The 23,592-nt window shown below is 56.8% G+C and carries 17 protein-coding genes and 1 tRNA gene; 7 read left to right on the forward strand and 11 right to left on the reverse strand.

The window, feature by feature from the left end; translation table 11 throughout:
• Window position 1: 1 nt before the first annotated feature.
• The 6 genes from motB to otsB form a co-directional block, all read right to left on the reverse strand.
• The gene (gene motB / locus FJW00_RS04860) at window positions 2-946 is read right to left on the reverse strand and encodes a flagellar motor protein MotB (protein WP_009089667.1); all 945 of its coding nucleotides are present in this window, start codon (window positions 944-946) and stop codon (window positions 2-4) included.
• Window positions 943-1,830 carry a flagellar motor stator protein MotA gene (motA, locus tag FJW00_RS04865; protein WP_009089665.1) on the reverse strand — a complete coding sequence of 296 codons (888 nt, stop codon included), beginning with the start codon at window positions 1,828-1,830 and terminating at the stop codon, window positions 943-945. Before motA ends, motB begins: the two co-directional genes overlap by 4 nt.
• 132 nt (window positions 1,831-1,962) lie before the next feature.
• A complete protein-coding gene (gene flhC / locus FJW00_RS04870; protein WP_009089663.1) occupies window positions 1,963-2,541 on the reverse strand; it encodes a flagellar transcriptional regulator FlhC in 579 nt (192 codons plus the stop codon).
• Complete coding sequence (flhD, locus tag FJW00_RS04875) at window positions 2,538-2,891, reverse strand: flagellar transcriptional regulator FlhD (RefSeq protein WP_009089661.1); 354 nt, start codon at window positions 2,889-2,891, stop codon at window positions 2,538-2,540. The genes flhC and flhD overlap by 4 nt, the downstream gene beginning before the upstream one ends.
• Before the next feature lie 1,013 nt (window positions 2,892-3,904).
• A complete protein-coding gene (gene otsA / locus FJW00_RS04880) occupies window positions 3,905-5,341 on the reverse strand; it encodes an alpha,alpha-trehalose-phosphate synthase (RefSeq protein ID WP_009089660.1) in 1,437 nt (478 codons plus the stop codon).
• Window positions 5,338-6,126 carry a trehalose-phosphatase gene (otsB, locus tag FJW00_RS04885; RefSeq protein WP_140923181.1) on the reverse strand — a complete coding sequence of 263 codons (789 nt, stop codon included), beginning with the start codon at window positions 6,124-6,126 and terminating at the stop codon, window positions 5,338-5,340. The genes otsA and otsB overlap by 4 nt, the downstream gene beginning before the upstream one ends.
• Before the next feature lie 454 nt (window positions 6,127-6,580).
• Between otsB and eptA the strand changes: the two genes are divergently transcribed.
• From eptA to FJW00_RS04915, 6 genes are all read left to right on the forward strand, one after another.
• Window positions 6,581-8,212: a phosphoethanolamine transferase EptA gene (eptA, locus tag FJW00_RS04890; protein WP_140923182.1), complete on the forward strand. Its 1,632-nt coding sequence runs from the start codon at window positions 6,581-6,583 to the stop codon at window positions 8,210-8,212.
• Window positions 8,209-8,889, forward strand: coding sequence for a two-component system response regulator PmrA (gene pmrA, locus FJW00_RS04895; RefSeq protein WP_009089654.1), 681 nt, complete (start codon window positions 8,209-8,211; stop codon window positions 8,887-8,889). Before eptA ends, pmrA begins: the two co-directional genes overlap by 4 nt.
• On the forward strand, window positions 8,886-9,944 hold the full coding sequence (gene pmrB / locus FJW00_RS04900; protein ID WP_009089652.1) for a two-component system sensor histidine kinase PmrB: 1,059 nt from the start codon (window positions 8,886-8,888) through the stop codon (window positions 9,942-9,944). The genes pmrA and pmrB overlap by 4 nt, the downstream gene beginning before the upstream one ends.
• 293 nt (window positions 9,945-10,237) lie before the next feature.
• Window positions 10,238-10,804: a flavin reductase family protein gene (locus FJW00_RS04905; RefSeq protein ID WP_181161902.1), complete on the forward strand. Its 567-nt coding sequence runs from the start codon at window positions 10,238-10,240 to the stop codon at window positions 10,802-10,804.
• Window positions 10,805-10,863: 59 nt separating this feature from the next.
• Entirely contained in the window at window positions 10,864-11,397 is a 534-nt protein-coding gene (gene msrA / locus FJW00_RS04910; protein WP_111207736.1) for a peptide-methionine (S)-S-oxide reductase MsrA, read from the forward strand.
• A gap of 254 nt (window positions 11,398-11,651) precedes the next feature.
• Window positions 11,652-11,739: transfer RNA gene (locus FJW00_RS04915), tRNA-Ser, on the forward strand.
• Window positions 11,740-12,264: 525 nt separating this feature from the next.
• On the opposite strand, the gene phoH is transcribed toward FJW00_RS04915, so the two are convergent.
• From phoH to putP, 5 genes are all read right to left on the reverse strand, one after another.
• Complete coding sequence (phoH, locus tag FJW00_RS04925; RefSeq protein ID WP_009089645.1) at window positions 12,265-13,053, reverse strand: phosphate starvation-inducible protein PhoH; 789 nt, start codon at window positions 13,051-13,053, stop codon at window positions 12,265-12,267.
• Window positions 13,054-13,624: 571 nt separating this feature from the next.
• On the reverse strand, window positions 13,625-14,905 hold the full coding sequence (gene efeB / locus FJW00_RS04930; RefSeq protein WP_140923184.1) for an iron uptake transporter deferrochelatase/peroxidase subunit: 1,281 nt from the start codon (window positions 14,903-14,905) through the stop codon (window positions 13,625-13,627).
• Window positions 14,906-14,907: 2 nt separating this feature from the next.
• On the reverse strand, window positions 14,908-16,023 hold the full coding sequence (efeO, locus tag FJW00_RS04935; protein ID WP_140923185.1) for an iron uptake system protein EfeO: 1,116 nt from the start codon (window positions 16,021-16,023) through the stop codon (window positions 14,908-14,910).
• A 52-nt stretch (window positions 16,024-16,075) separates the two neighbouring features.
• The gene (gene efeU, locus FJW00_RS04940; RefSeq protein ID WP_140923186.1) at window positions 16,076-16,900 is read right to left on the reverse strand and encodes an iron uptake transporter permease EfeU; all 825 of its coding nucleotides are present in this window, start codon (window positions 16,898-16,900) and stop codon (window positions 16,076-16,078) included.
• Between the two features lie 190 nt (window positions 16,901-17,090).
• On the reverse strand, window positions 17,091-18,575 hold the full coding sequence (putP, locus tag FJW00_RS04945; protein ID WP_140923187.1) for a sodium/proline symporter PutP: 1,485 nt from the start codon (window positions 18,573-18,575) through the stop codon (window positions 17,091-17,093).
• A gap of 451 nt (window positions 18,576-19,026) precedes the next feature.
• Between putP and putA the strand changes: the two genes are divergently transcribed.
• The gene (putA, locus tag FJW00_RS04950; RefSeq protein WP_140923188.1) at window positions 19,027-22,974 is read left to right on the forward strand and encodes a trifunctional transcriptional regulator/proline dehydrogenase/L-glutamate gamma-semialdehyde dehydrogenase; all 3,948 of its coding nucleotides are present in this window, start codon (window positions 19,027-19,029) and stop codon (window positions 22,972-22,974) included.
• The last annotated feature ends 618 nt before the right edge of the window (window positions 22,975-23,592 follow it).

Genomic DNA, 23,592 nt, shown 5'->3' on the forward strand with positions numbered 1-23,592 from the left:
ATCACCTCGGCTGTGAGGGGGCTGCTGTATTCACCGCGCTGCCCTGGGGTGCTGGCGGTGCGGTAATTTTTTCAATGGCCGCCGGATCGCTGATCTGGACGGCATCACTTTCTGCGTTCTCTTTTTCTATTGCCGCTTCGGTGTCATGGTTCAACACCAGCAGGCTGATGCGGCGGTTCACTGCATCATTCCCGCCGCGATTTTTCAGGCGCATGGTGTCGGCCATACCCAACACCCGCAAAACTTTGCCGCTGTCCAGGCCACCCATCACCAGTTCACGGCGGGAGGCGTTAGCGCGGTCGGTCGAGAGTTCCCAGTTGCTGTAGCCTTTGTCGCCGCCGGCATACTGGAAGTCATCGGTATGTCCGGCCAGGCTGATGCGGTTCGGGATGTCATTGAGGATCGGCGCTATCGCACGCAGAATGTCGCGCATATAAGGCTCCACCTCGGCACTGCCGGTCTTAAACATCGGGCGATTCTGGCTGTCGATAATCTGAATACGCAGCCCCTCTTCCACCATGTTAATAATCAGATGCGGACGCAGCGTTTTCAGACGCGGATCGGCCTCAATCATCTGATCGAGCTTCTCCCGCAGCCGGTTGAGACGGATCTCATCCAGCTGACGTTTCTGCGCATCCATATCGACCTTTTTGTTCACTTCACCGATCTTTTTCGTCGGATCATCCCCGCCGCCGGGGATCGGGCTTTCGCTGTCGCTGCTGCGCTGCCCGCCGGTGATCGCCACCTTCAGTGGCGTTTTAAAGTAGTCTGCTATCTGCACCAGCTGCTGCGGGTTTGCGATCGACAGCAGCCACATCACCATAAAAAAGGCCATCATCGCCGTCATAAAGTCGGCGTAGGCAATCTTCCACGAACCGTGGCTGCCTTCATGGCCTTTATGTTTGCGCTTTTTGATCAGCACAATTGGGCGATTGCCGTGTTTCATGAAGCCTCGTCCGAAGTCTGTTTAGCCGGGTTTTTCGCGTTACGCACATGCTCTTCCAGTTCGCTGAACGACGGGCGCTCGGCGGAATAGAGCGTCTTACGACCAAACTCCACCGCAATCTGCGGGGCATAACCGTTCAGGCTCGACAGCAGCGTCACCTTGATGCACTGCATCATCTTGGTGGTTTCCGCACACTTCTGACGCAGAACGGACGACAGCGGAGAGATAAATCCGTAGGCCAGCAAAATGCCCAGGAAGGTTCCCACCATCGCATGGGCCACCAGTGCACCCAGTTCCGCCGCCGGACGGTCGGCCGAAGCCAGTGCGTGCACCACGCCCATGACCGCTGCCACGATACCGAATGCCGGCAGTCCGTCACCCACCGCCGCTATACTCTGCGCTGGTACGTCACACTCATGTTCGTAAGTCTCAATCTCTTCATCCATTAACGCCTCAATTTCAAAGGCGTTCATGTTGCCGCTGACCATCAGACGCAGATAGTCAGTAATGAAATCGACTAACTGTTTATCGGCAAGAATGCGGGGATAATTAGCAAAAATTTCACTCTGGCTGGGATCTTCGATATCGCGTTCCAGCGATAACATCCCCTGCTGACGCGATTTGGCCATCAGACGATAAAGCAGCGCCATCAGATCCATGTAAACCGCTTTGTTGTACTTTGAGCCGCGAAATAACAGCGGCAGCGCTTTCATGGTCTTTTTAATCGACTTGCCGTTGTTGCCGACTAAAAAAGCACCGGCACCCGCGCCGCCGATCATTAATAATTCGGCTGGCTGATAAAGCGCGCCCAGATGGCCACCGACCAGTGCATATCCGCCCAACACGGAGCCTAAAACAACCAGGTAACCTATAATTATCAGCACAAAAAATCCTTACGTCCGTAACGTGTTGGTGGAAGTTAAGCCAGAGAGCCGCAGGCGTTATTCTCAAACCGGAAGCAAAAAAAAAGCAGCGGTATTAACCGCTGCTGGATGGCTTCCACAGTGCGAACAAACTTAAACGGCGTGTTTAACCTGTTCATCCAGCAGTTGTGGAAACATATCGGCAGATTCTGCAGAAAGTTTACGTCTTTTTACGGCACGTGATGGTGGCTGGCACAGGCTGCAGGTAAAGCTGCCAACCGGCTGATGTGCATGGTTAATAAAGCTGCCATTGCAGCATTTGCAGTCAGCCAGTTCCAGCATGCCACTTTCAACAAATCGGACCAGGGTCCAGGCGCGGGTCAGCGCCAACAGCGGGCCCTCGTCCGATTGCGGACACTGCTCAAGGTATAACCGGTAGGCTTTGATGACGGCATCGACGCCACTGCACAGGCCGGTTTTCAGCAAAAATTTCCAGGCGTTACAGAACATGGAAGCGTGGATGTTCTGCTCCCAGGTCATGAACCAGTCCGTGGAGAACGGCAGCATGCCTTTTGGCGGCGGGCTGCCACGCAGTTCTTTATAGAGCTTAATCAGACGACCCCGGCTCAGCTGGGTTTCGCTCTCTAACATCTGTAAGCGTGCACCTAACGAGATCAACTCCATTGCGAGCTGAATGTCACGCGCTTCCTGAACAATACTTTTCTCACTCATGACATTGCTCTCTTTTTAGCAGGCAGATCTTCTTTAGACGCATTACGCAGTAAACGGCTGGATAATAAAATGCCGGTATGAATCTGCTGTAAATCATCCACGCGGGATTCCTGCGTCAGGCGATTAATCGTGCTGCTGTCGGTAAAACGAAACTGGCAAACCAGCTGATTGGTTTCCGCCATTTTTACCATTTCAGGCAATGTTAATTCTGATAATGCATTCGCCATTTTTTCGTCAATGCCGAGGCGAAACATTGCAGAAGCTTTATCCTGGTTAATTAAACGCTGCGCAAGCAGTAAATAAGACAAGTTGAGATCGTAAATATGTTTCAGTACTTCAGAGGTGCCCATTATTTTCCATCCTGAGAGATGCGACGTAACTGTATCGCAGAATAAGATCTGCGGTTCGAGCTGCTGTTTGATAAATCAAAAGATGGCAAAAAAATTTCACATAAATTTGATGTCACTGTTTTTCGCCTTCTGTTTTTTGTGAGTTTCAGACCCACCGAAGGTCGAAAATCCATGCCATTTTATTTTCGAGTTCCGGACATCTTCCGTGACGCCTTCTTACTTTTTTTAGGACTATTCCGAAAACAACGCAAATCTATATCGTCTGATTTCGGGTTACAACGACAGCCAGGAGAAATTTTAGATAAAGTGTGACGCAGATCACACTTTTAAGGCAAATTTCTTCAGCAACCCTTTACCATTGCTTATCGAGTGGTCATTTTTTGATCAAAAAAGAGCGATTTTAAGTCCAATTTGTCCTGAGAAAGGTTTAATAGGGGGTAAAAGCAGCGTTATTCGACGGTTTGCGCAGTCCGGAATGAATAATGGGTGTTAATCGTTTTAACACCCTATTTAGAACCATTTAAAGATGAGTAATCAGCATTTTATGCTGAAATTCAGGCCGGGTATTTGCTGTGAAATTAGTTACTTAAGGGGAGCAACGCTGCGGGTATGTAAATAAATCGTCAGGGTATAACGGCTGTGAGAAGGCCTTCTGACAACCTGGCGTTAACAGTGACAAGGGGTCGCTAAGGAACCGGCACCTGATGTAACAAGGGTTTACATAAGAAAGCCGAATGAGTTGAGGGGTACGCATACGATGGCACTATGAGTATCGGCACGTCGGGCTAAAACTTGAGTTAAAAAGGTAAAGAAAGCGGATAAGCCCCACAGCGCGGGATTTCTGCGTGGGTTGCATTTATCGGGCCAGCCTCACGCCCTGATCGGCCTGCCAGACGCAATGCGCCGAAAACGGCGTATCAGACAAGTTGTGGTGCTTGCGGAAAGGTTTGAAAAGCGGTGGGACGAAAAACGGCGGCGATATCGCAGGGATATCGCCGCCGTTGTTAATGAGGTCAGGCGAGTTTCGGGAAGGTCGCGACCTTATTATCGGTGCCGTGGTCAGCGCTGCGCGGGGAAATGGCTTCCAGGTCTTTCAGGAAGTTTTCACGCCAGGCGGTGATATCGTTCTTACGCAATACCGCCATCATGTCGTTGTAGCGCGAGATCCTTTCCGTCCGCGGCATGGTAATCGCTTTATCCAGTGCCGCTGCCACTTCATCGCGGTCATAAGGGTTCACGATCAACGCTGAGGTCAGCTCGTTGGCGGCCCCGGCAAAGCGGGAGAGCACCAGAACGCCGGGATCGTCCGGGTCCTGAGCGGCGACATACTCTTTAGCGACCAGGTTCATCCCGTCACGCAGCGGCGTGACCAGGCCGACGTCAGTCAGGCGGAAGATTTTCATCAGCAGGCGACGGTCAAAATGCTGGTTAAGGTAGTAAAGCGGGGTCCAGCCCAGCGTACCGTACTTACCGTTGATACGCCCGGCTTCGGTCTCCAGCTGATGACGGATATCCTGATACGCCTGCACATCTCCGCGCGAAGTCGGGGCAATCTGCGAGTAGCGGATTTTGCCGCGATGCTGCGGGAAGTTCTCCAGCAGCGCTTCGTAAGCCAGAAAACGCTCCGGCAGACCTTTGGAATAGTCGAGACGCTCACAGGCGATAATGTTGCGCGCATCGCCCAGCTCTTTTTTCATCGCCGCCATCTTAGGCGGCAGAGGTCCTTCGGCCATCTCTTTAATACTGTCCGGCTCAATCCCGATAGGGTAAACCTCAGTCATAAAGGTATTGCCAAAGGCGCGGTGCTTTTTATCGCCCTTATTCTGCAACTGCGTTAGCTGGCTGACGCTGTCGAGGAAGGCCACGCGGTCAGATTCGGTCTGGAAGCCGAGCAGATCATACTCGCACAGCATTTCCAGCAGCTCTTTATGCGGCGGCAGGGCATTGAATATTTCCGGGGTCGGGAACGGAATATGCAGGAAGAAACCAATGCGGTTATTAATGCCTGCACGGCGCAGCGCGGCGGCAAACGGTAAAAAGTGATAATCGTGGATCCAGACAATATCATCAGGCTTAATCAGCGGTTTCAGACGCTGCGCAACCATATCGTTTACGTCACAATACCCTTCCCAGGCTTCACGCTGGAACTGCACCAAATCGAGACGATAATGGAAAGCGGGCCAGATGACGGTATTGGAGAACTGGCAATAGTAGAGATCATATTCGTTCTGGTTAAGCGGGAAGGAGGCATACTCAATGCCCTCATGTTCCTGAACGCTGACCTGCTCCTCTTCTTCACCAGAAAACTCGCTGATTTCACCGTTCCAGCCAAACCACAATCCACCCGTGCTTTTCAGGGCATCGAGGATGCCGACGGCCAAACCGCCTGCACTGGTTTTAGACCCATCTGGCATGGCGACACGGTTAGATACAACCACTAAACGACTCATAACCTAAACTCCTTACCGACGTTGTCTTGCTCTAATAGTAATAATGTTTTTTCCAGCCAGCCGTAAACCGCATCGACATCAGTAAGCCGATAATGGGCCTGGCTGGAACCTTCACCGACCTTAATCGAGATGCCCTGCTGCGCGTTAACCGCCACAAAGCCCTTCTCGTCGGTCAAATCGTCACCGATAAAAACGGGGGTACGTCCGGCAAACGGGGCCTGCTGCATAAGGTCGCTGATCGCAGCGCCCTTATCGATGCCTGCCGGTTTAATTTCAACGACACATTTCCCCGGCTGCAGAGCCAGTCCGGGAAAACGCTTCACGGACTGTTCGGCCAGTCGCATCACATCCTGCTCATGCTGCATCGCCTGGCGATAGTGGAGCGCAAAGGCCATGCCTTTTACCTCCAGCTGCGTACCAGGCCAGCCTGCCATGGCATCCTGCAGTTCCTGCCGGAGCGCCTGCTCGACCTCGGCGGGCAGGCTGATGCGATGCAGCTCACCCTGCGCATTGCGGCGCTCTGCACCATGGACGCCCGCAGCGGGTCCATGCCAGGGCGCGGCCAGCGCATCAAGCTGTGCAATGGGTCTGCCGGAAACCAGCGCGAGGGCACCCTGACACTGGTCAGAAAGCTGTTGCAGTTGTGCGATGACCTGCTGAGGAATGAATACCGCTTCGGGACGGGACTGTATCGCTGCCAGCGTGCCGTCGACATCAAAAAAGAAGGCGTACTGTACGCTGCGTAATGCCGGATACGTGGGATGTGTCTCTTCCACCTGGGTCACGTCACTTCTCCTGAAAATCAGATTTAATAAAACATTGAGTTGAAACAAGAATGTCCTGACGCAGTCAGGTCAGCAAGCGGGAAATTCTGATAAAGCGGTGATTGAGGGGCAAAGCTGGGTGAATAGATAGGTCACTCTCCTCAAACGTGCAAACGCGTTGCTGACAATACTGACTCACTGAGAACATCTTCAGATTAAGTGTAGTCATTAATAGGGGTAATGCCAGAAAGATGCACTTTTCATGCCAGCCGCTGCGGTTAAGTAAGCAGAAAAGTAGCCAAAACAGGAGGCGTGCTGTTTCCCCCGCTGCCCCGCAGGGCCAGTGCTGACCGGAGCTGCGGCCGTTTCGCTTCGGGGATCCGGCGGCCTGAAACGAAGCTTAAGCTTCTTAAGGTATTCCTAATATTGAAAGCGCACTCTCAGCACACTTTCCTTTCCTCGGGTGCCTGCACACATGGCGTTTACACTGAAGAGGCCGCTGATTAGCCGCCTGACTCTGCTCCTCCTGGCGGCGATCTATATCGCGGTTTTCCTTAATCTGGTCTATTACCGTCAGGTGCTGGCGGTGATGCCGCTGACGAGCCTGCATACCACGCTGGTGTTTTTATCCATGCCGCTGGTCGCCTTCAGCGTCATCAATATCGTGCTTACGCTGGCCTCATTTTTCTGGCTGGATCGCCTGCTGGCGGCGCTCTTTATTCTGCTCTCCGCGTCGGCGCAGTACTTTATCCATACCTACAACATCGTGATCGATCGCTCGATGATCACCAACATGATGGATACCACCGCTTCCGAGTCTTTTGCCCTGCTGACACCGCAGCTGCTCCTCACCCTGCTCACCTCAGGCGTGCTGATGGCGCTGATGATCTTCTGGCCGCGGATAAAACGGCAGCAGTGGCGCGGGGTGCTGGCACGCCTGCTCAGCATTGTGCTGTCAGCGGCGCTGATCGCGCTGATCGCCCTGCTCTTCTATAAGGATTACGCCTCGCTGTTCCGCAACAACCGCGAGCTGGTCAAAGCGCTGAGCCCCTCTAACAGCATCGCCGCCACGCTCTCCTGGTATAAGCATCATGAGTTGCAGAATGTGCCGCTGGTACGGATCGGTGAAGATGCCCATCTGAACGCCAGCCACAGCCGGGGCAAACCGAACCTGACGATTGTGGTGCTGGGTGAAACCTCACGCGCGCAGAATTTCTCGCTGGGCGGATATGACCGGCTGACCAATCCCCTGCTGGCGAAAGATGATGTGATTTACTTCCCGCATACCACCTCATGCGGTACGGCCACGGCGGTGTCCGTGCCCTGTATGTTTTCCAACATGCCGCGCGCCCACTATGATGATGTGCTGGCGGCCCATGAAGAGGGGGTGCTGGATGTCATTCAGCGCGCCGGGGTCAGCGTGTTGTGGAATGAGAATGACGGTGGCTGTAAGGGGGCCTGCGATCGCGTGCCGCATCAGGATATGACCAGCCTGAACCTGCCGGGCATGTGTATTGAGGGCGAATGTTATGATGACGTGCTGTTCCACGGCCTGGATGAGTACATCAGCCAGTTAAAGGGCAACGCGATTATCGTTCTGCACACCATAGGCAGTCATGGCCCGACCTACAGCCATCGCTACCCGCCACAGTTCCGTCAGTTTGAGCCGACCTGTGATACGAATCAGATTCAGGACTGTTCACAGCAGCAGTTGATCAACACCTATGACAATACGCTGCTCAATGTGGATCACATCGTGGATAAGGCGATTGGCGTGCTGCGTGCGCATCAGGATCGCTTTACCACCAGCCTGGTCTATCTCTCTGACCACGGCGAGTCGCTGGGAGAAAACGGGGCTTACCTGCATGGCCTGCCCTATGCGATAGCGCCCGATACGCAGAAGCATGTGCCGCTGCTGATCTGGCTCTCCCCGGATTATCAGCAGCGTTATGCGGTTAACCGCACCTGCCTGAATAAACTGGCGGCGACAGACGATTTCTCACAGGATAATCTGTTCTCAACGCTGCTGGGATTAACCGGCACCGCAACCCACGAATATGTGCCTGCGGATGATATTTTGACGTCGTGTCGGAGCCAACACGAATGAAGATACTGATAGTGGAAGATGACGCCCTGCTGCTGCAGGGTCTGATACTGGCGCTGGAAGGTGAAGGTTATGTCTGCGATGGCGTCACCAGCGTACGGGATGCGGAAGCGCATTATGCCAGCGGCCTCTACAGTCTGGTGGTGCTGGATCTCGGCCTGCCGGACGAGGATGGACTGCACTTCCTGATCCGTCTGCGGCGGCAGAAGAAGATGACCCCGGTCCTCATCCTCACCGCCCGCGACACCATCAGCGAACGCATTGCCGGACTGGACGCGGGTGCCGATGATTATCTGATCAAACCGTTCTCGCTGGATGAGCTGCTGGCGCGCATCCGTGCGCTGATCCGCCGCCACGTCAATCAGGGCGACAGTCAGGTCAGAGTGGGCGCGCTGGCGCTGGATATGACCCACCGTCAGATCACGCTCAGCGATGAGCTGCTGGATCTCACCCCCAAAGAGTTTGCGATCCTGTCACGGCTGATGCTGAAGGCCGGCAATCCGGTTCACCGCGAAATTCTCTACCAGGATATCTATAACTGGGAGACCGAGCCGTCGACCAATACGCTGGAAGTTCATATTCATAATCTGCGCGACAAAATCGGCAAAAGCGCCATCCGCACCGTACGCGGATTTGGTTATGCGCTGGTCACGCAGGAGACCCCGCGCGAGGCAACATGACAGGACGATTCGATCACCGCAGTATGCGCTTTCGCCTGATCCTGACTATCGGCCTGATCCTGCTGGTCTTTCAGGTGATCAGCGTGGTCTGGCTCTGGCATGAGAGTAAAGAGCAGATTCAGTTTCTGGTGGAAGCGCAGCTGCAGAAGCGCAACATGGACAGCCACGTCAAGCGCGAGGTCCATGAAGCGGTCGCCAGCCTGGCGGTGCCGAGCCTGGTGATGATTACGCTGACGCTGCTGCTCTGCTACCAGGCGGTGAAATGGATCACCCGGCCGCTCTATCAGCTACAGCGTGAGCTGGAAAGTCGGGGTGAAGATAATCTCCACCCCATCACCTGCCACAGTCAGGTTCATGAAATCGAGGCGGTCACCCTGGCGATCAATCAGTTGGTGGCGCGCCTTAACACCAGCCTGGAGCGTGAACGTCTGTTCACCGCCGATGTGGCGCATGAGCTGCGCACGCCGCTGGCCGGCTTACGGCTGCATCTGGAGTTAATCGAGCGCAACAGCGATGTGAAAGTGCAGCCGCTGGTGCAGCGACTGGATCAGATGACGCACAGCGTCTCGCAGCTTTTAAGTCTGGCGCGCGCCGGCCAGTCCTTTACCTCCGGCACCTACCAGAACGTGGGACTGATTGCAGATGTGATCCTGCCGATGGAGGCGGAGCTGAGTATCATGCTGGAGGCGCATCAGCAGACGCTGCTGCTCGATCTGCCGGAGGAGCAGTTTGTGCGCGGGGATGCGACGCTGCTGAAGATGCTGCTGCGCAACCTGGTCGAGAATGCCCATCGCTACAGCCCGGACAACAGTACGATCACCGTCCAGCTGCTCGCGTCTCCGCAACCGATGCTGGTGGTGGAAGATCAGGGGCCGGGCATTGATGAGAGTAAAAGTGGTGAGCTGAGTAAAGCGTTTATCCGCATGGACAGCCGCTACGGCGGCATCGGACTTGGGCTGAGCATTGTCAGCCGCATCGTCCAGTTACACCGGTTTCAGTTTTTTCTGGAGAACCGCCGGGACAGAAGCGGTTGCCGGGCCGTGGTCAGATGTTAGGCGCTGAACCAGGCACTGAGGAACAGAATAAGGGTCGCTGCGGTAATCAGCAGGGCAGCATATTCACTCAGCGGACGCGGAGCCGCAACGGGCAGGGAAGCAGACACAGTTTTCATAGTAACCTCCTCAACAGGAGCCGCCAGTATCGCGACTGCAGATTAAGGAAACATTAAGATCGCGGCGCGGGCGAAAAAATATCCGCGCTGCCCGCCCTCGCCCCTCTGCCTTACCCCCTGCTGCATGCGCTGCGTGCTCTACACTTAATGGCGACATTCCGTTAAAGGAGTTAAGCCATGAGCCAACGCATGCACAAATATGCCTTTCCGGTCAGTAAAGCCCGTAAATATCTCGAACCGGGTCCGGTGCTGCTGCTCAGTTCGCAGTACAACAATGAGCAGGACATCATGACGCTCGGCTGGCATACGGTGCTGGAGTTCTCGCCCTCTCTGGTGGGCTGCATGATTGCCGGTATGAATCACAGCCACGCCCTGATTCGCAACAGTGGCCAGTGCGTCCTCAATATCCCGGCCGCTTCACTGATTGATGAGGTGGTGGCGGTCGGCAACAGCCACGGCGACCAGCTGGATAAGTTCGCCGCGTTCGGCCTGACGCCGGAGCCGGGTCAGGTGGTCAGCGCCCCCATGATTGCCGAATGTTTTGCCAGCTTTGAGTGCCAGCTCTATGACGACTCGATGGTGGCTAACTACAACCTGTTTATTTTTGAGATCGTTAAGGCACATGTGGCCGAACAGCCCGAATACCCGGCGACCCTGCACTACACCGGCGAAGGCCGCTTCAGCGTGATGAGCGATAAAATGCTGGATAAGAGCGGAGATTTTAAACCGGAGATGCTGATCTAGTTGAAAGCTCTCCGCTGCGCCCCCATTCACCTCTTTCGACCTGACAGGAGTAAAATATTATGGCAATCGAATACGCAGTTATCGCGGGTGGCTGTTTCTGGTGTACCGAAGCGGTCTTTAAGGATGTGATCGGCGTAGAGTCGGTTGAAAGTGGTTATACCGGCGGCGCTCGCCCAAATCCTACCTATGAGCAGGTCTGCAGCGGCGCGACCGGCCACGCGGAAGCGATCCGCATTGGGTTTGACCCGGAGCAGGTGAGTTTTGGCGACCTGCTGGATATCAGCTTCGTGACGCACGATCCGACCCAGCTTAACCGCCAGGGTAACGATATCGGCACTCAGTATCGCTCTGCCATTTTCCCGGCCAATGCTGAGCAGGAAGCGGAAGCGCGTGCCGCCATTGAACGAGCTCAGGCCGACCATGATGTGCCGGTGGTGACGACCATCGAGCCGCTGAAGGAGTGGTATCCTGCCGAAGCCTATCATCAGGATTACTGGGAAGGCGCGGGCCAGCGCAACGGCTACTGCATGGCGGTCATCCCGCCGAAGCTGCAGAAGCTGCGCAAAAGCTTCGCTAACCGTGTGAAGAGCTGATTTCAGCTATCCGCGGGACGGCATCCGGTTTGAGACGTTGCTCAGGATGTCGTCCTGCCCGCTGCCCTGCTCTGTCCCACTGCGCGGACAGGACGGGAAATCAGGCGGAGAAATGGCCAGTTTCAGGCCGGAATAAATCAATTCGTTCAGAGCTTAAGCGAATAGATCAAAAGAAAAAAATAGTGCTTGACCGTTTTCAGCCGACTCCCTATAGTACCGCCCCGTTGACCCAGCGCGGTCAGCGAAACAAATGTGGTGAGGTGTCCGAGTGGCTGAAGGAGCACGCCTGGAAAGTGTGTATACGGCAACGTATCGGGGGTTCGAATCCCCCTCTCACCGCCACATTCTGAAGAAGAGCCTGAACGAAAGTTCAGGCTTTTTTTTGCATATTGCACGGAGAGGGGGTGAGAAGCCCCGCCGGGGTTCGACAGCGGGCGCAGCCCGATGGACAGCGGAGCCTGCGACGCTGCCCGCAGGGTGAGCGCAGCGAATCAATCCCCCTCTCACCGCCACATTCTGAAGAAGAGCCTGAACGAAAGTTCAGGCTTTTTTTTTGCATATTGCACGGAGAGGGGGTGAGAAGCCCCGCCGGGGTGCGACAGCGGGCGCAGCCCGATGGACAGCGGAGCCTGCGACGCTGCCCGCAGGGTGAGCGAAGCGAATCAATCCCCCTCTCACCGCCACATTCCGAAGAAGAGCCTGAACGAAAGTTCAGGCTTTTTTTTGCATATTGCATGGAGAGGGGGTGAGAAGCCCCGCCGGGGTGCGACAGCGGGCGCAGCCCGATGGACAGCGGAGCCTGCCCTCCACAATAAGAAAACCCGGCCGGAGCCGGGTTTGGGCGCTACACTTCTACTCAATCGAACACTAGCTGTACGCGTGCAGGGTGCGCTGACACAGCGCTGAACGCACACAATCCTCTTTGCCAAAGCGCACAATGCCAACCATCTCGTCCTCTTCAAACCGCGCCAGCGCGTCTGCGAGACCAGAAGGCACCCCAGCGGGCAAGTCGCACTGGGTAATATCGCCGTTAACAATGACCGTGACGTTTTCGCCCAGTCGGGTCAGGAACATTTTCATCTGCGCGGCGGTCACGTTCTGCGCCTCGTCCAGAATCACCACAGCATTTTCAAAAGTGCGGCCTCGCATATAGGCGAAAGGCGCAATCTCAACTTTGGCAATTTCCGGACGCAGACAATATTGCATAAAGGATGCGCCAAGACGTTTAACCAGAATGTCATAAACCGGACGGAAATAAGGGGCGAATTTCTCAGAAATATCGCCGGGCAGGAAGCCCAAATCCTCATCTGCCTGCAGTACCGGGCGCGTAACGATAATCCTGTCGATATCCTTATGAATCAGGGCCTCAGCCGCTTTCGCGGCGCTGATCCAGGTTTTACCGCATCCGGCTTCACCGGTTGCGAAGATCAGCTGCTTCGTCTCTATGGCATTAAGATAGTGCGCCTGAGCCTCATTCCGGGCTTCAATCGGCAGCCGGTCGCGCGCATCGCGTGCCATGCCAATCGAATCCAGTCCGCCCATATGCACCAGCGAAGTGACCGACTCTTCTTCGCGCTGACGATGACTCCGTGAGTCATTGCGAAGCACTCTTCTCGCTTCACGACGCGCTTTGATCACTGCTTTCTGTCTTCCCATAGTGGCACCTTTCAGTTGGTTTCATTTCCCGTGTCAGGCCGGTGGCCCGTTACGATTACGTGAACGCTTTAGAGGTTTCAGTTGGCTTCCTTTTAAGCCATGACAGGACAGGATAGTGGGTATGCAGCAGCGCAGAAGCGTGGCTGAACACCGGATAAAAAAGGAAACGGTAAGACAAAAGAGTTGGTTGAAGGAAGGAAGAAATAACGAGGCAGAATGGCCCTCGCGGTCAGGCGCAATCTATTTACTGACAATGACTTTCCATAAAAGACTCGACCCATGCGCGAACTCCAGTGTGATACATCGACACGTCCGATTACGCCTGTTTAATAAAGTGCATCATTTTGCTGAACCTTTGCAACAGTAATTTTAACTGCTGGCAAAGGAATTGCTATTCGCGGGTAAGCCTTTATTTTACCACTGCGTGTAAAAATCAGCTATTTCAGTCAGTTAGATTATTTTAATTCGGCGAAGCCCCGGCTGATTCTCAGTTAAAACTCAGTCAGTCAGGTTACGGGAAAGAAAAGTCGGACGGCCAGAAAGCGGGCCGCCCGCAGTGGTTAAAATTTAATCAGGCTTCCAGCAGGGATTGCGCTAAATAATGGCTGGCGTCCGGGACACCCGGCAACGCAAAGAAATAACCGCCGCCAAAGGGCCGGATATATTCTTCCAGCGCCTCGCCGTTCAGTCGCCCCTGCACCGTCAGAAATCCGCGCTCCAGATCGTGCTGATAGCAGACAAAGAGCAGGCCCATCTCCAGCTGCCCTGACGCCGAGATCCCGGCGGAGTAACTGTAGCCGCGGCGCAGCATCAGACTGCTGGCCGTCTCTGGCGTGCGGGGGTTAGCAAGGCGAATATGCGCATCCAGCGCAATCACCTGCCCGTCCGGATCGCGGGCATAGTCAGGAACATCATGCTCATGCTGCATCCCCAGCGGAGCTCCACTCAGCTTATCGCGACCAAAGATGGTCTGCTGCTCGCCCAGCGGGGTGCGATCCCACATCTCCACGTGAAAGCGAATCAGCCGCACCGCCTGATAGCTGCCATGACGCGCCCAGACCGGTTCATCCTGATCCGCCGTCACCCACAGCAGCTGATTCATCAGGGCAGCGTCGTGCGTATCCGGATTCGCGGTGCCATCCTTAAAGCCCAGCAGGTTAATCGGCGTCTCCTGCCCCTGACTGCGTGCCGCGTGGTCAGAGATAAAGCCTTCCCGTCGCCAGCGAACCCCAAGCAGGTCGGGGGTGTGCTTGATGATATCGCGCAGGGCATGGATCACCGTATCCTGGGTGTTGGCGCAGATCTGCAGCAGCAGATCGCCATGACACTGAGCAGCATCCAGCGAATCGTTAGGGAAGCGCGTCATCGGCTGCAGTTTTTTCGGCTTATGCGGGGCCAGACCAAAACGCTCATCGAACAGGCTGCTGCCGACCGACACGGTGATGGTGAGATTATCCGGCGCGATCGTCGGGCCGAGAATGCCCGAATCCATTGGCGGCAGCTGCGGGTTGGTGACGACCGGTGCCGGCCCGCCCGCGGTAAGAAAGGCGATGCGCTGGGTCAGCAGCCGGAAGAGCCGCTCCAGATCGGCTTTATCACTGCTGAGCAGGTCAAACGCCACCAGCATCATCGATGCCTGTTGTGGCGTGATAATGCCCGCCTGATGCTGACCATAAAACGGCTGCTTTTGCTGCCGCGCCTGAGGCGTCACTGTACCCGGTGAAAACGTGTCGGCGGCGGCGGCATGAAACGGGCAACCGCCGGAGAAGGCAGCGGCGCCCCCCAGCAGGCCCAGCCCTTTTAATAAACGACGACGCGCAGGCTGCTGCGCGTCCTCTGGCTTACGACTCATGATTAATCCAGACCCAGCGTGCCACGAAGTAAGGAAAGATCTTCCGCCAGGGCGGTGACCGGCCCTTTCAGCGCATTGCGGTCAGCCGTACTCAGTTTCTCATACGATTCGAAACCGGTTTTCGTGCGGTATTTGCTCAGGATCGCATCCACTTTTTTGAAGTTGGCATCGACCTTCGCCAGCAGCTGCGGATTGGCTTTGCTGACCAGCGGGCGCAGCAGCTCAACGATTTTCTGAGCTCCATCAATATTCGCCTGGAAGTCCCACAGGTCGGTACGGCTGTAGCGATCTTCTTCGCCGGAGATCTTGCTGGAGGCAACCTCTTCAATCAGACCGGCCGCGCCGCCCACCACTTTGGCCGGCGGGAAGGCCAGTTCACTGATGCGCACCTGCAAATCTTTCACATCTTTGTTGAGCTGGTCGGCATAGCCCGTCATCCCTTTAGTGCTGTTCTCCGCAAACAGCGCTTTCTCCAGACGGTGGAAACCGGTGAACTTAGGATCCTCCGCTTTCTTTTCATAGTCATCTTCACGGGCATCAATGCTGCCATCGAGATCGGAGAAGAGTTCAGCAATCGGCTCAATGCGCTCGTAATACTGGCGGGTCGGGGCAAACAGCGCTTTGGCTTTCTCGACATCCCCGGCTTTGACCGCATCGGTGAAGGCCTGCGTCTGGCTCACCAGCTGATTCACCTGCTCCGTCACCCAGGCTTTATATTGCGTGATCGGGCCTTCCAGCTGCATCCGCGCGGAGGTTGCGCCGGGCGTCGCGCTCTCCCCCGCCTGCACAATCAGTTTGCCCTTTGGATTGCTCAGCAGACCGCAGGTCATCTCATATTCCCCGGCCTCCAGATTAGCGGTCAGCTTCTGGCTGAAGCCCGGCGCAATGTTTTCACGCTCTTCCACCACCAGCACACCTTTCAGGATCTCCCACTCCAGCGCTTTCTGGCTGTTATTTTTAATCAGAAACTGAGTTTTACCGGCCTTCACCGTTAAGCTCATCGGCTCACACTGCCTGTCGTTGACGCTTACGGTAACCTGAGGAACGGCTGCCGCCGCAGAAGCAGAAATCGCCAGCAGAGGAAACAGCAGTGCCTTGCGGCGGAAACGCATTGTCATCTCTTTTTCCCTATCACGTTGCGGGCGTAAGATGCGCCCGTTAAAGGTCGTATTACACAGTGGCCGACGCAGCAGGACGCGCAGGCATAAAAAACAGAATCAGGGCCGGGATCAGGTAGACGAAGTAAAGGGTCACTTCACTGACGCTGGGGGCCTCCTGATAACCCAGCACGCCTTCCAGCAGGGTGCCAAACAGCGAATGGGTCGATAAGGTATTGCTGAGATCGAAGGCCACATCCTGATAGTGATTCCACAGACCCGCCTCGTGGAAGGCGCGAATCGCCCCTGCGGCCAGACCGGCCGCCACAAACAGAATAAAGACGCTGGTCCAGCGGAAGAAGTGCGCCATGTTCAGGCGGATACCGCCCCAGTAGAGCAGCATGCCCAGCACCACCGCCGTCGCCAGCCCCAGCACCGCGCCAATCGGCGGCGCATAACCGACATCCTGCGTAAAAGCGGCCAGCAGGAAGAAGACCGACTCCAGACCTTCCCGTGCCACGGCAAGAAAGACCATCAGCACCAGCGCCAGACCGCCCCGGCCCGAACGCTGCAGCGCCTGGTCGACCGCCTGCTCCAGCTCAATTTTGATATTGCGCGCCACCCTGCGCATCCAGAACACCATGGAGGTGAGGATGACGACGGCGATCAGCGCCACGATGCCTTCGAACAGCTCCTGCTCTTTTTGCGGGAACTCGCCGGTGGTGGCATTGATAAACAGACCCAGCCCCAGGCAGAGTGCCGCGGCGACAAAGACGCCTGCCCACATGGCCGGAAACCACTGGGTGCGCTGGGTGCGTTTGAGGTAGCTGGCGATCAGGCTGACAATCAGCGCGGCTTCAAGTCCTTCGCGCAGCATGATGAGAAAGGGAACGAACATTGCCAGCCTCTTGAATGTTAAGCAGCGTCAATTAACGGTAAATTCAGGTAAAGTGTAAACGATACCGATTATCATTATCGCTGCGAAAAAAACAAGTTGCCGATGGAGATAATTGCATTTTTGAGGCTTTTATCTTTGTAACAAAAAGGCCCGTCCCCTGCGGGACGGGCCTTCACTCCTGACGCTCTGCTTATTTGGTCTGGAACTCCGCCTCAGCGGCGGCAAAACGCTGCTGCGCTTCAGCTGAAGGTTCACGTCCCATCAGGCTGAAGAGCACAATCGCGATGCTGGCGAAGATGAAGCCCGGGATGATTTCATACAGACCCAGCCAGCCATACTGTTTCCACACCAGCACGGTCAGCGCACCGACAATCATACCGGCCAGCGCGCCGTTGCGGTTCATGCGCTTCCAGCAGACGCCGAACAGCACGACCGGTCCAAAGGCCGCCCCGAAGCCTGCCCAGGCGTAGCTGACAAGACCCAGTACGCGGTTTTCCGGGTTAGACGCCAGTGCAATCGCGATCAGCGCCACCAGCAGCACCATCAGACGCCCTACCCACACCAGCTCCTGCTGACTGGCGTTTTTACGCAGGAAGCCTTTGTAGAGATCTTCAGTCAGGGCGCTGGAGCAGACCAGCAGCTGACAGCTCAGGGTTGACATCACCGCCGCCAGAATCGCTGACAGCAGAATACCGGCAATCCATGGGTTAAACAGGATGCGTGCCAGTTCGATAAAGACGCGCTCTGCGTTGTCGTTGACGCCGGTCGCCAGCGTCGGGTTGTTCTGGAAGTAGGCGATACCAAAGAAGCCAACAGCGACCGCCCCCGCCAGACAGAACACCATCCACGCCATGCCGATGCGACGTGCGGTGCGGATTGAGCGATGCGAATCCGCCGCCATAAAGCGCGCCAGAATATGCGGCTGGCCGAAGTAGCCCAGGCCCCAGCCGAGCAGCGAGATCACCGCAACGAAGTTCAGCCCTTTCAGCATGTCGAGATTTTCCAGGCTTTTCGCCTCAATCACCGCCAGCGAATCAGACCAGCCGCCCACCGCGATAATCACAAACACCGGCGTCAGGATCAGGGCGAAAATCATCAGGCTGGCCTGGACGGTATCCGTCCAGCTCACCGCCAGAAATCCCCCCACCAGCGTATAAAGGATGGTGGCTGCCGCCCCCGCCCACAGTGCGGTCTCATAGCTCATGCCAAAGGTGCTTTCAAACAGACGCGCACCGGCAACCACGCCAGAGGCGCAGTAGATGGTGAAGAATACCAGGATCACAATGGCCGAAATCACGCGCAGAATTTTGCTGTGATCTTCAAAGCGGCTGGTAAAGAAGTCTGGCAGCGTCAGCGCATTGTTGTGGTGTTCGGTCTGAACACGCAGGCGGCCGGCGACGATTTTCCAGTTCAGCCAGGCACCGATGGTCAGACCGATCGCAATCCAGCTCTCAGAGATCCCTGAGATGAAGATCGCCCCCGGCAATCCCATCAGCAGCCAGCCACTCATATCTGAGGCACCCGCAGAGAGTGCGGTGACCACACTACCCAGACTGCGGCCACCCAGGATGTAGTCATCAAAGTTTTTGGTCGAACGGTAGGCCACAAAACCGATTAACACCATCCCAAGTATATAAACCACAAAGGTCACCAGCATTGGTGTACTTACACTCATCTGTCTCTCCACTTATTTTTTGATATCCCAGAGAAATCGCCAGCTACCCGCCTGCCGGAACGGGGCAGGACGGGCCGATTGTTTTCGTCAGGGCGTCAGTCATTTCCCAGCGGCGCGGTATCCTGCCGGAAAGGCGTGGCGCGCACAATGGATTTAACACAGGCGTTACAGTGATTTCACTAACCGGTTGTGAAAAAGTCTCCAGAGGTTGCACTCGCTCACAGTTATCCGGTTGCACCACCGTGTAACCTGCCGGAAACCCGCATTTTATCGGGTCTGCCAACCTGGCGAGGATCTTGCAGCAATATCCGTGCCGAATTGTCAGATTTAACAATTGGCGATGTCACAGGGGTGTTAACTGGCTCACATTTAACACGGTTGCACAAAGTTGCAACTTAAGTGATAGTGCAGCCCACGCCGTATCGAACCACTATTAAGGAGCCTGGAAGTCATGGGTACAACCACCATGGGTGTAAAACTGGATGACGCGACACGTGAGCGCATCAAACTGGCTGCGCAGCGCATCGACCGCACGCCACACTGGCTGATCAAACAGGCGATTTTTAACTACCTGGGCCAGCTGGAAACCGGGGATGCCGTGCCTGAGATCCCTCTCACTGCACAGGCCGCCGCCGAGTCTGACGACATCCAGCCAGAGGAGCTGCATCAGCCGTTCCTTGACTTCGCAGAGCAGATTTTACCGCAGTCCGTGACCCGTTCCGCCGTGACCGCCGCCTGGCGTCGTCCGGAGACGGATGCGGTGCCGATGCTGCTGGAGCAGGCACGCCTGCCGGCGCCGCTGGCAGAGAAAACCCATCAGCTCGCTTATCAGCTTGCCGACAAGCTGCGGCACCAAAAAGGTGCAACCGGACGCGCCGGTATGGTGCAAAGCCTGCTGCAGGAGTTCTCATTATCGTCTCACGAAGGCGTGGCGCTGATGTGCCTTGCCGAAGCACTGCTGCGTATTCCCGACAAGCCAACCCGCGATGCGCTGATCCGCGACAAAATCAGTAACGGGAACTGGCAGTCACACCTGGGACGCAGCCCGTCCCTGTTTGTCAACGCGGCGACCTGGGGTCTGCTGTTTACCGGCCGCCTGGTCTCAACCCACAATGAAGCGAACCTGTCACGCTCTCTGAACCGCATTATCGGCAAGAGTGGCGAGCCGCTGATCCGCAAAGGTGTGGATATGGCGATGCGACTGATGGGCGAGCAGTTCGTGACCGGTGAAACCATCGCCGAAGCCCTGGCGAACGCCCGCAAGCTGGAAGAGAAAGGCTTCCGCTACTCCTATGACATGCTGGGCGAAGCGGCACTGACCGCAGGCGATGCCAAAGCCTACCTGCTCTCCTATCAGCAGGCGATCCATGCGATTGGTAAAGCCTCCAATGGCCGGGGCATCTATGAAGGCCCGGGCATCTCCATCAAACTGTCAGCCCTTCATCCCCGTTACAGCCGCGCGCAGTATGAGCGGGTGATGGAAGAGCTCTATCCGCTGCTGAAATCGCTGACGCTGCTGGCGCGCTCCTATGACATCGGCATCAACATCGACGCCGAAGAAGCTGACCGGCTGGAACTGTCGCTGGATATGCTGGAGAAACTCTGTTTCGAGCCGGAGCTGGAAGGCTGGAACGGAATCGGCTTCGTCATCCAGGCGTATATGAAACGCTGCCCGTTTGTCATCGATGAGCTGATCGACCTGGCTCAGCGCAGTCGCCGCCGCCTGATGATCCGTCTGGTGAAAGGCGCTTACTGGGATAGCGAAATCAAACGCGCGCAGATGGAAGGTCTGGAAGGCTATCCGGTTTACACCCGCAAGGTCTACACCGATATCTCCTATCTGGCCTGCGCTCGTAAACTGCTCTCCGTGCCGAACCTGATCTATCCGCAGTTCGCCACGCACAATGCCCATACCCTGGCCGCCATCTATCAGCTGGCGGGCAACAACTACTATCCGGGACAGTATGAGTTCCAGTGTCTGCACGGCATGGGTGAACCCCTCTATGAGCAGGTGGTCGGCAAAGTGGCGGACGGGAAGCTGAATCGCCCCTGCCGCATCTATGCGCCGGTGGGGACGCATGAAACCCTGCTGGCTTATCTGGTGCGTCGTCTGCTGGAGAACGGAGCCAACACCTCCTTTGTTAACCGCATCGCGGATACCTCGCTGCCGATTGACGAGCTGGTTGCCGATCCGGTGCTCGCCGTTGAGAAACTCGGGGCCAGCGAAGGCGCGATCGGCCTGCCGCATCCGAAGATCCCGCTGCCGCGTGACCTCTATGGCGATAACCGCGTCAACTCTGCGGGTCTGGATATGGCCAACGAACACCGCCTCGCCTCACTCTCCAGCGCCCTGCTGAGCAGCGCCGCCCACCCTTACCTGGCCGAACCGATGATCGATGGCGAAGCGGGCACCGGTGAGCTGCACGACGTGCTGAACCCGGCCGTGCCTGGCGATCGCGTGGGTCAGGTGCGTGAAGCGACAGAGCAGGAAGTGTCTGTGGCGCTGGATGCCGCCGTGAACAGCGGGCCAATCTGGTTTGCCACCCCGCCGCAGGAGCGTGCCGCGATTCTGGAGCGCGCGGCGCAGATCATGGAAGGCCAGATGCAGAAGCTGATGGGCATTCTGGTGCGTGAAGCGGGCAAGACCTACAACAACGCCATCGCGGAAGTGCGCGAAGCGGTCGATTTCCTCTATTACTACGCCGGCATGGTGCGCGACGATTTCGACAATGAAACCCATCGCCCGCTGGGCCCGGTGGTCTGCATCAGTCCGTGGAACTTCCCGCTGGCGATCTTCACCGGTCAGATTGCGGCGGCACTGGCAGCAGGCAACAGCGTGCTGGCCAAACCTGCCGAGCAGACGCCGCTGATTGCCGCGCAGGCGGTGCAGATCCTGCTGGATGCGGGCGTACCACCAGGCGTGCTGCAGCTGCTGCCAGGCCAGGGTGAAACCGTTGGCGCACAGCTGACCGGCGACAACCGGGTGCGCGGTGTGATGTTTACCGGCTCCACTGCCGTGGCAACCCTGCTGCAGCGTAATCTCGCTGGTCGTCTTGACCAGCACGGCCGCCCTGTGCCGCTGGTCGCGGAAACTGGCGGGATGAATGCGATGATCGTTGACTCCTCCGCGCTGACCGAGCAGGTGGTGGTTGATATCGTTGCCTCGGCGTTCGACAGCGCCGGACAGCGCTGCTCCGCCCTGCGTCTGCTCTGTATCCAGGAGGATGTCGCCGACCATACGCTGAAGATGCTGCGCGGTGCGATGGCAGAGTGCCGCATGGGTAACCCGGAGCGCTTCTCCACCGATATCGGCCCGGTCATTGACGCCGAAGCCAAAGCCAATATCGACCGCCATATTCAGGCGATGCGTAACAAGGGCTTCACGGTCTATCAGGCGGTGCAGGATAATCCGCAGGACAGCAAAGAGTGGAACAGCGGCACCTTTGTCAAACCCACGCTGATTGAGCTGGATCAGGTCAGCGACCTGGATAAAGAGATTTTCGGACCGGTGCTGCACGTGGTGCGCTTCACCCGCAACACGCTGCCGCAGCTGGTTGAGCAGATTAACGCTTCCGGTTACGGCCTGACGCTGGGTGTCCATACCCGTATCGATGAGACCATTGCGCAGGTCACGGCGAGCGCCCGGGTCGGTAACCTCTACGTTAACCGCAACATGGTGGGCGCCGTTGTTGGCGTGCAGCCGTTTGGGGGTGAAGGCTTATCCGGTACCGGTCCGAAAGCGGGCGGTCCGCTCTATCTCTACCGCCTGCTGGCACATCGTCCGGATGGCGCGCTGCGTCTGACCTTCGATCGTCAGGATGCGGAGCGCCCGGCTGACAGCACGCTGCGTCACGCTCTGCTGGCTCCGCATCAGGCACTCAGCAGCTGGGCCAAAGATAAACCGGCGCTGGCTGAACTCTGTGATCGCTATGACCAGCTGGCTCAGGCCGGTGTGGTGCGGCTGCTGCCCGGCCCGACGGGTGAGCGCAATACCTTCTCGCTGTTGCCACGCGATCAGGTGCTCTGCCTGGCTGACAACGAGCAGGATGCGTTGATTCAGCTGGCGGCCGTGACCAGCGTCGGCAGTAAGGCGCTGTGGCAGGATGATGAGCTGCATCGCACCCTGCGTGCCTCGCTGCCGGACGCGGTGAAAGCGCGCATTACGCTGGCGCGAGACCCGCTGACGGCGGAGTTTGATGCGGTAATCTATCACGGCGATGCCGATCAGCTGCGCGCCCTGTGCGAACAGATTGCCGCGCGTGACGGCGCGATTGTGTCGGTGCAGGGCTTCGCCCGCGGCGAGACGAATCTGCTGCTGGAGCGTCTGTTGATAGAGCGCTCACTGAGTGTGAATACCGCGGCCGCAGGTGGTAACGCCAGCCTGATGACTATCGGGTAAGGGGGCGGGTTGCCTGAGGCTGGTGGGGTTTGCTGCGCGAGCGGAGTCTGAGAAGATTTCGTTCGGCTGGTGGCTGGGCTGCTGGGATTTGCTGCGCGGGCGGAGTCTGAGAGGGTTTCGTTCGCCGGGTGAATCCGGCAGTTTCAGCTTCGCCTCTGCAGGCGACCGACAAGGGGGCGCCAGTCGCCGCGCCCCCTTGACCCCGCGCTCCGGCCTGCCTCACCGCCGCTTCGCGGTCCCTTCGCTTCTTCAGGATTTCTCACGGACCGGCAGGACGCGCCATCCCTGGCGCGACCCTGCCTCTTCGCGACATCCCTGTCGCTCGTCCTGAAATCCCTCATCCGCTCAGCGGCTCAGACGGCCTCCCTCCCCGCTGTTATCTCTTCTTCTACTGTTAAGAACTTTACTGCGGTGAGTTTCAAAGAATGTCTTTGGCTTCGGTGCAAACAGACAACGTTCCATTCAGGAGAAACGAAGATATCAAAGCCGGGGGGGTGGGAGAGGCATCCGGCGCGCTGAGGAGCAACCGGAGGCCAGGATGAGCCGACAGGACGTCGGCGAGAGGACGGCACGAGCCAGGGATGGCGAGTCCGGACGGTCCGTCGGCCGCAGGGCGTG

The organism is Pantoea anthophila, from assembly GCF_006494375.1.
GTDB classification, from domain to species: Bacteria; Pseudomonadota; Gammaproteobacteria; order Enterobacterales; family Enterobacteriaceae; genus Pantoea; species Pantoea anthophila.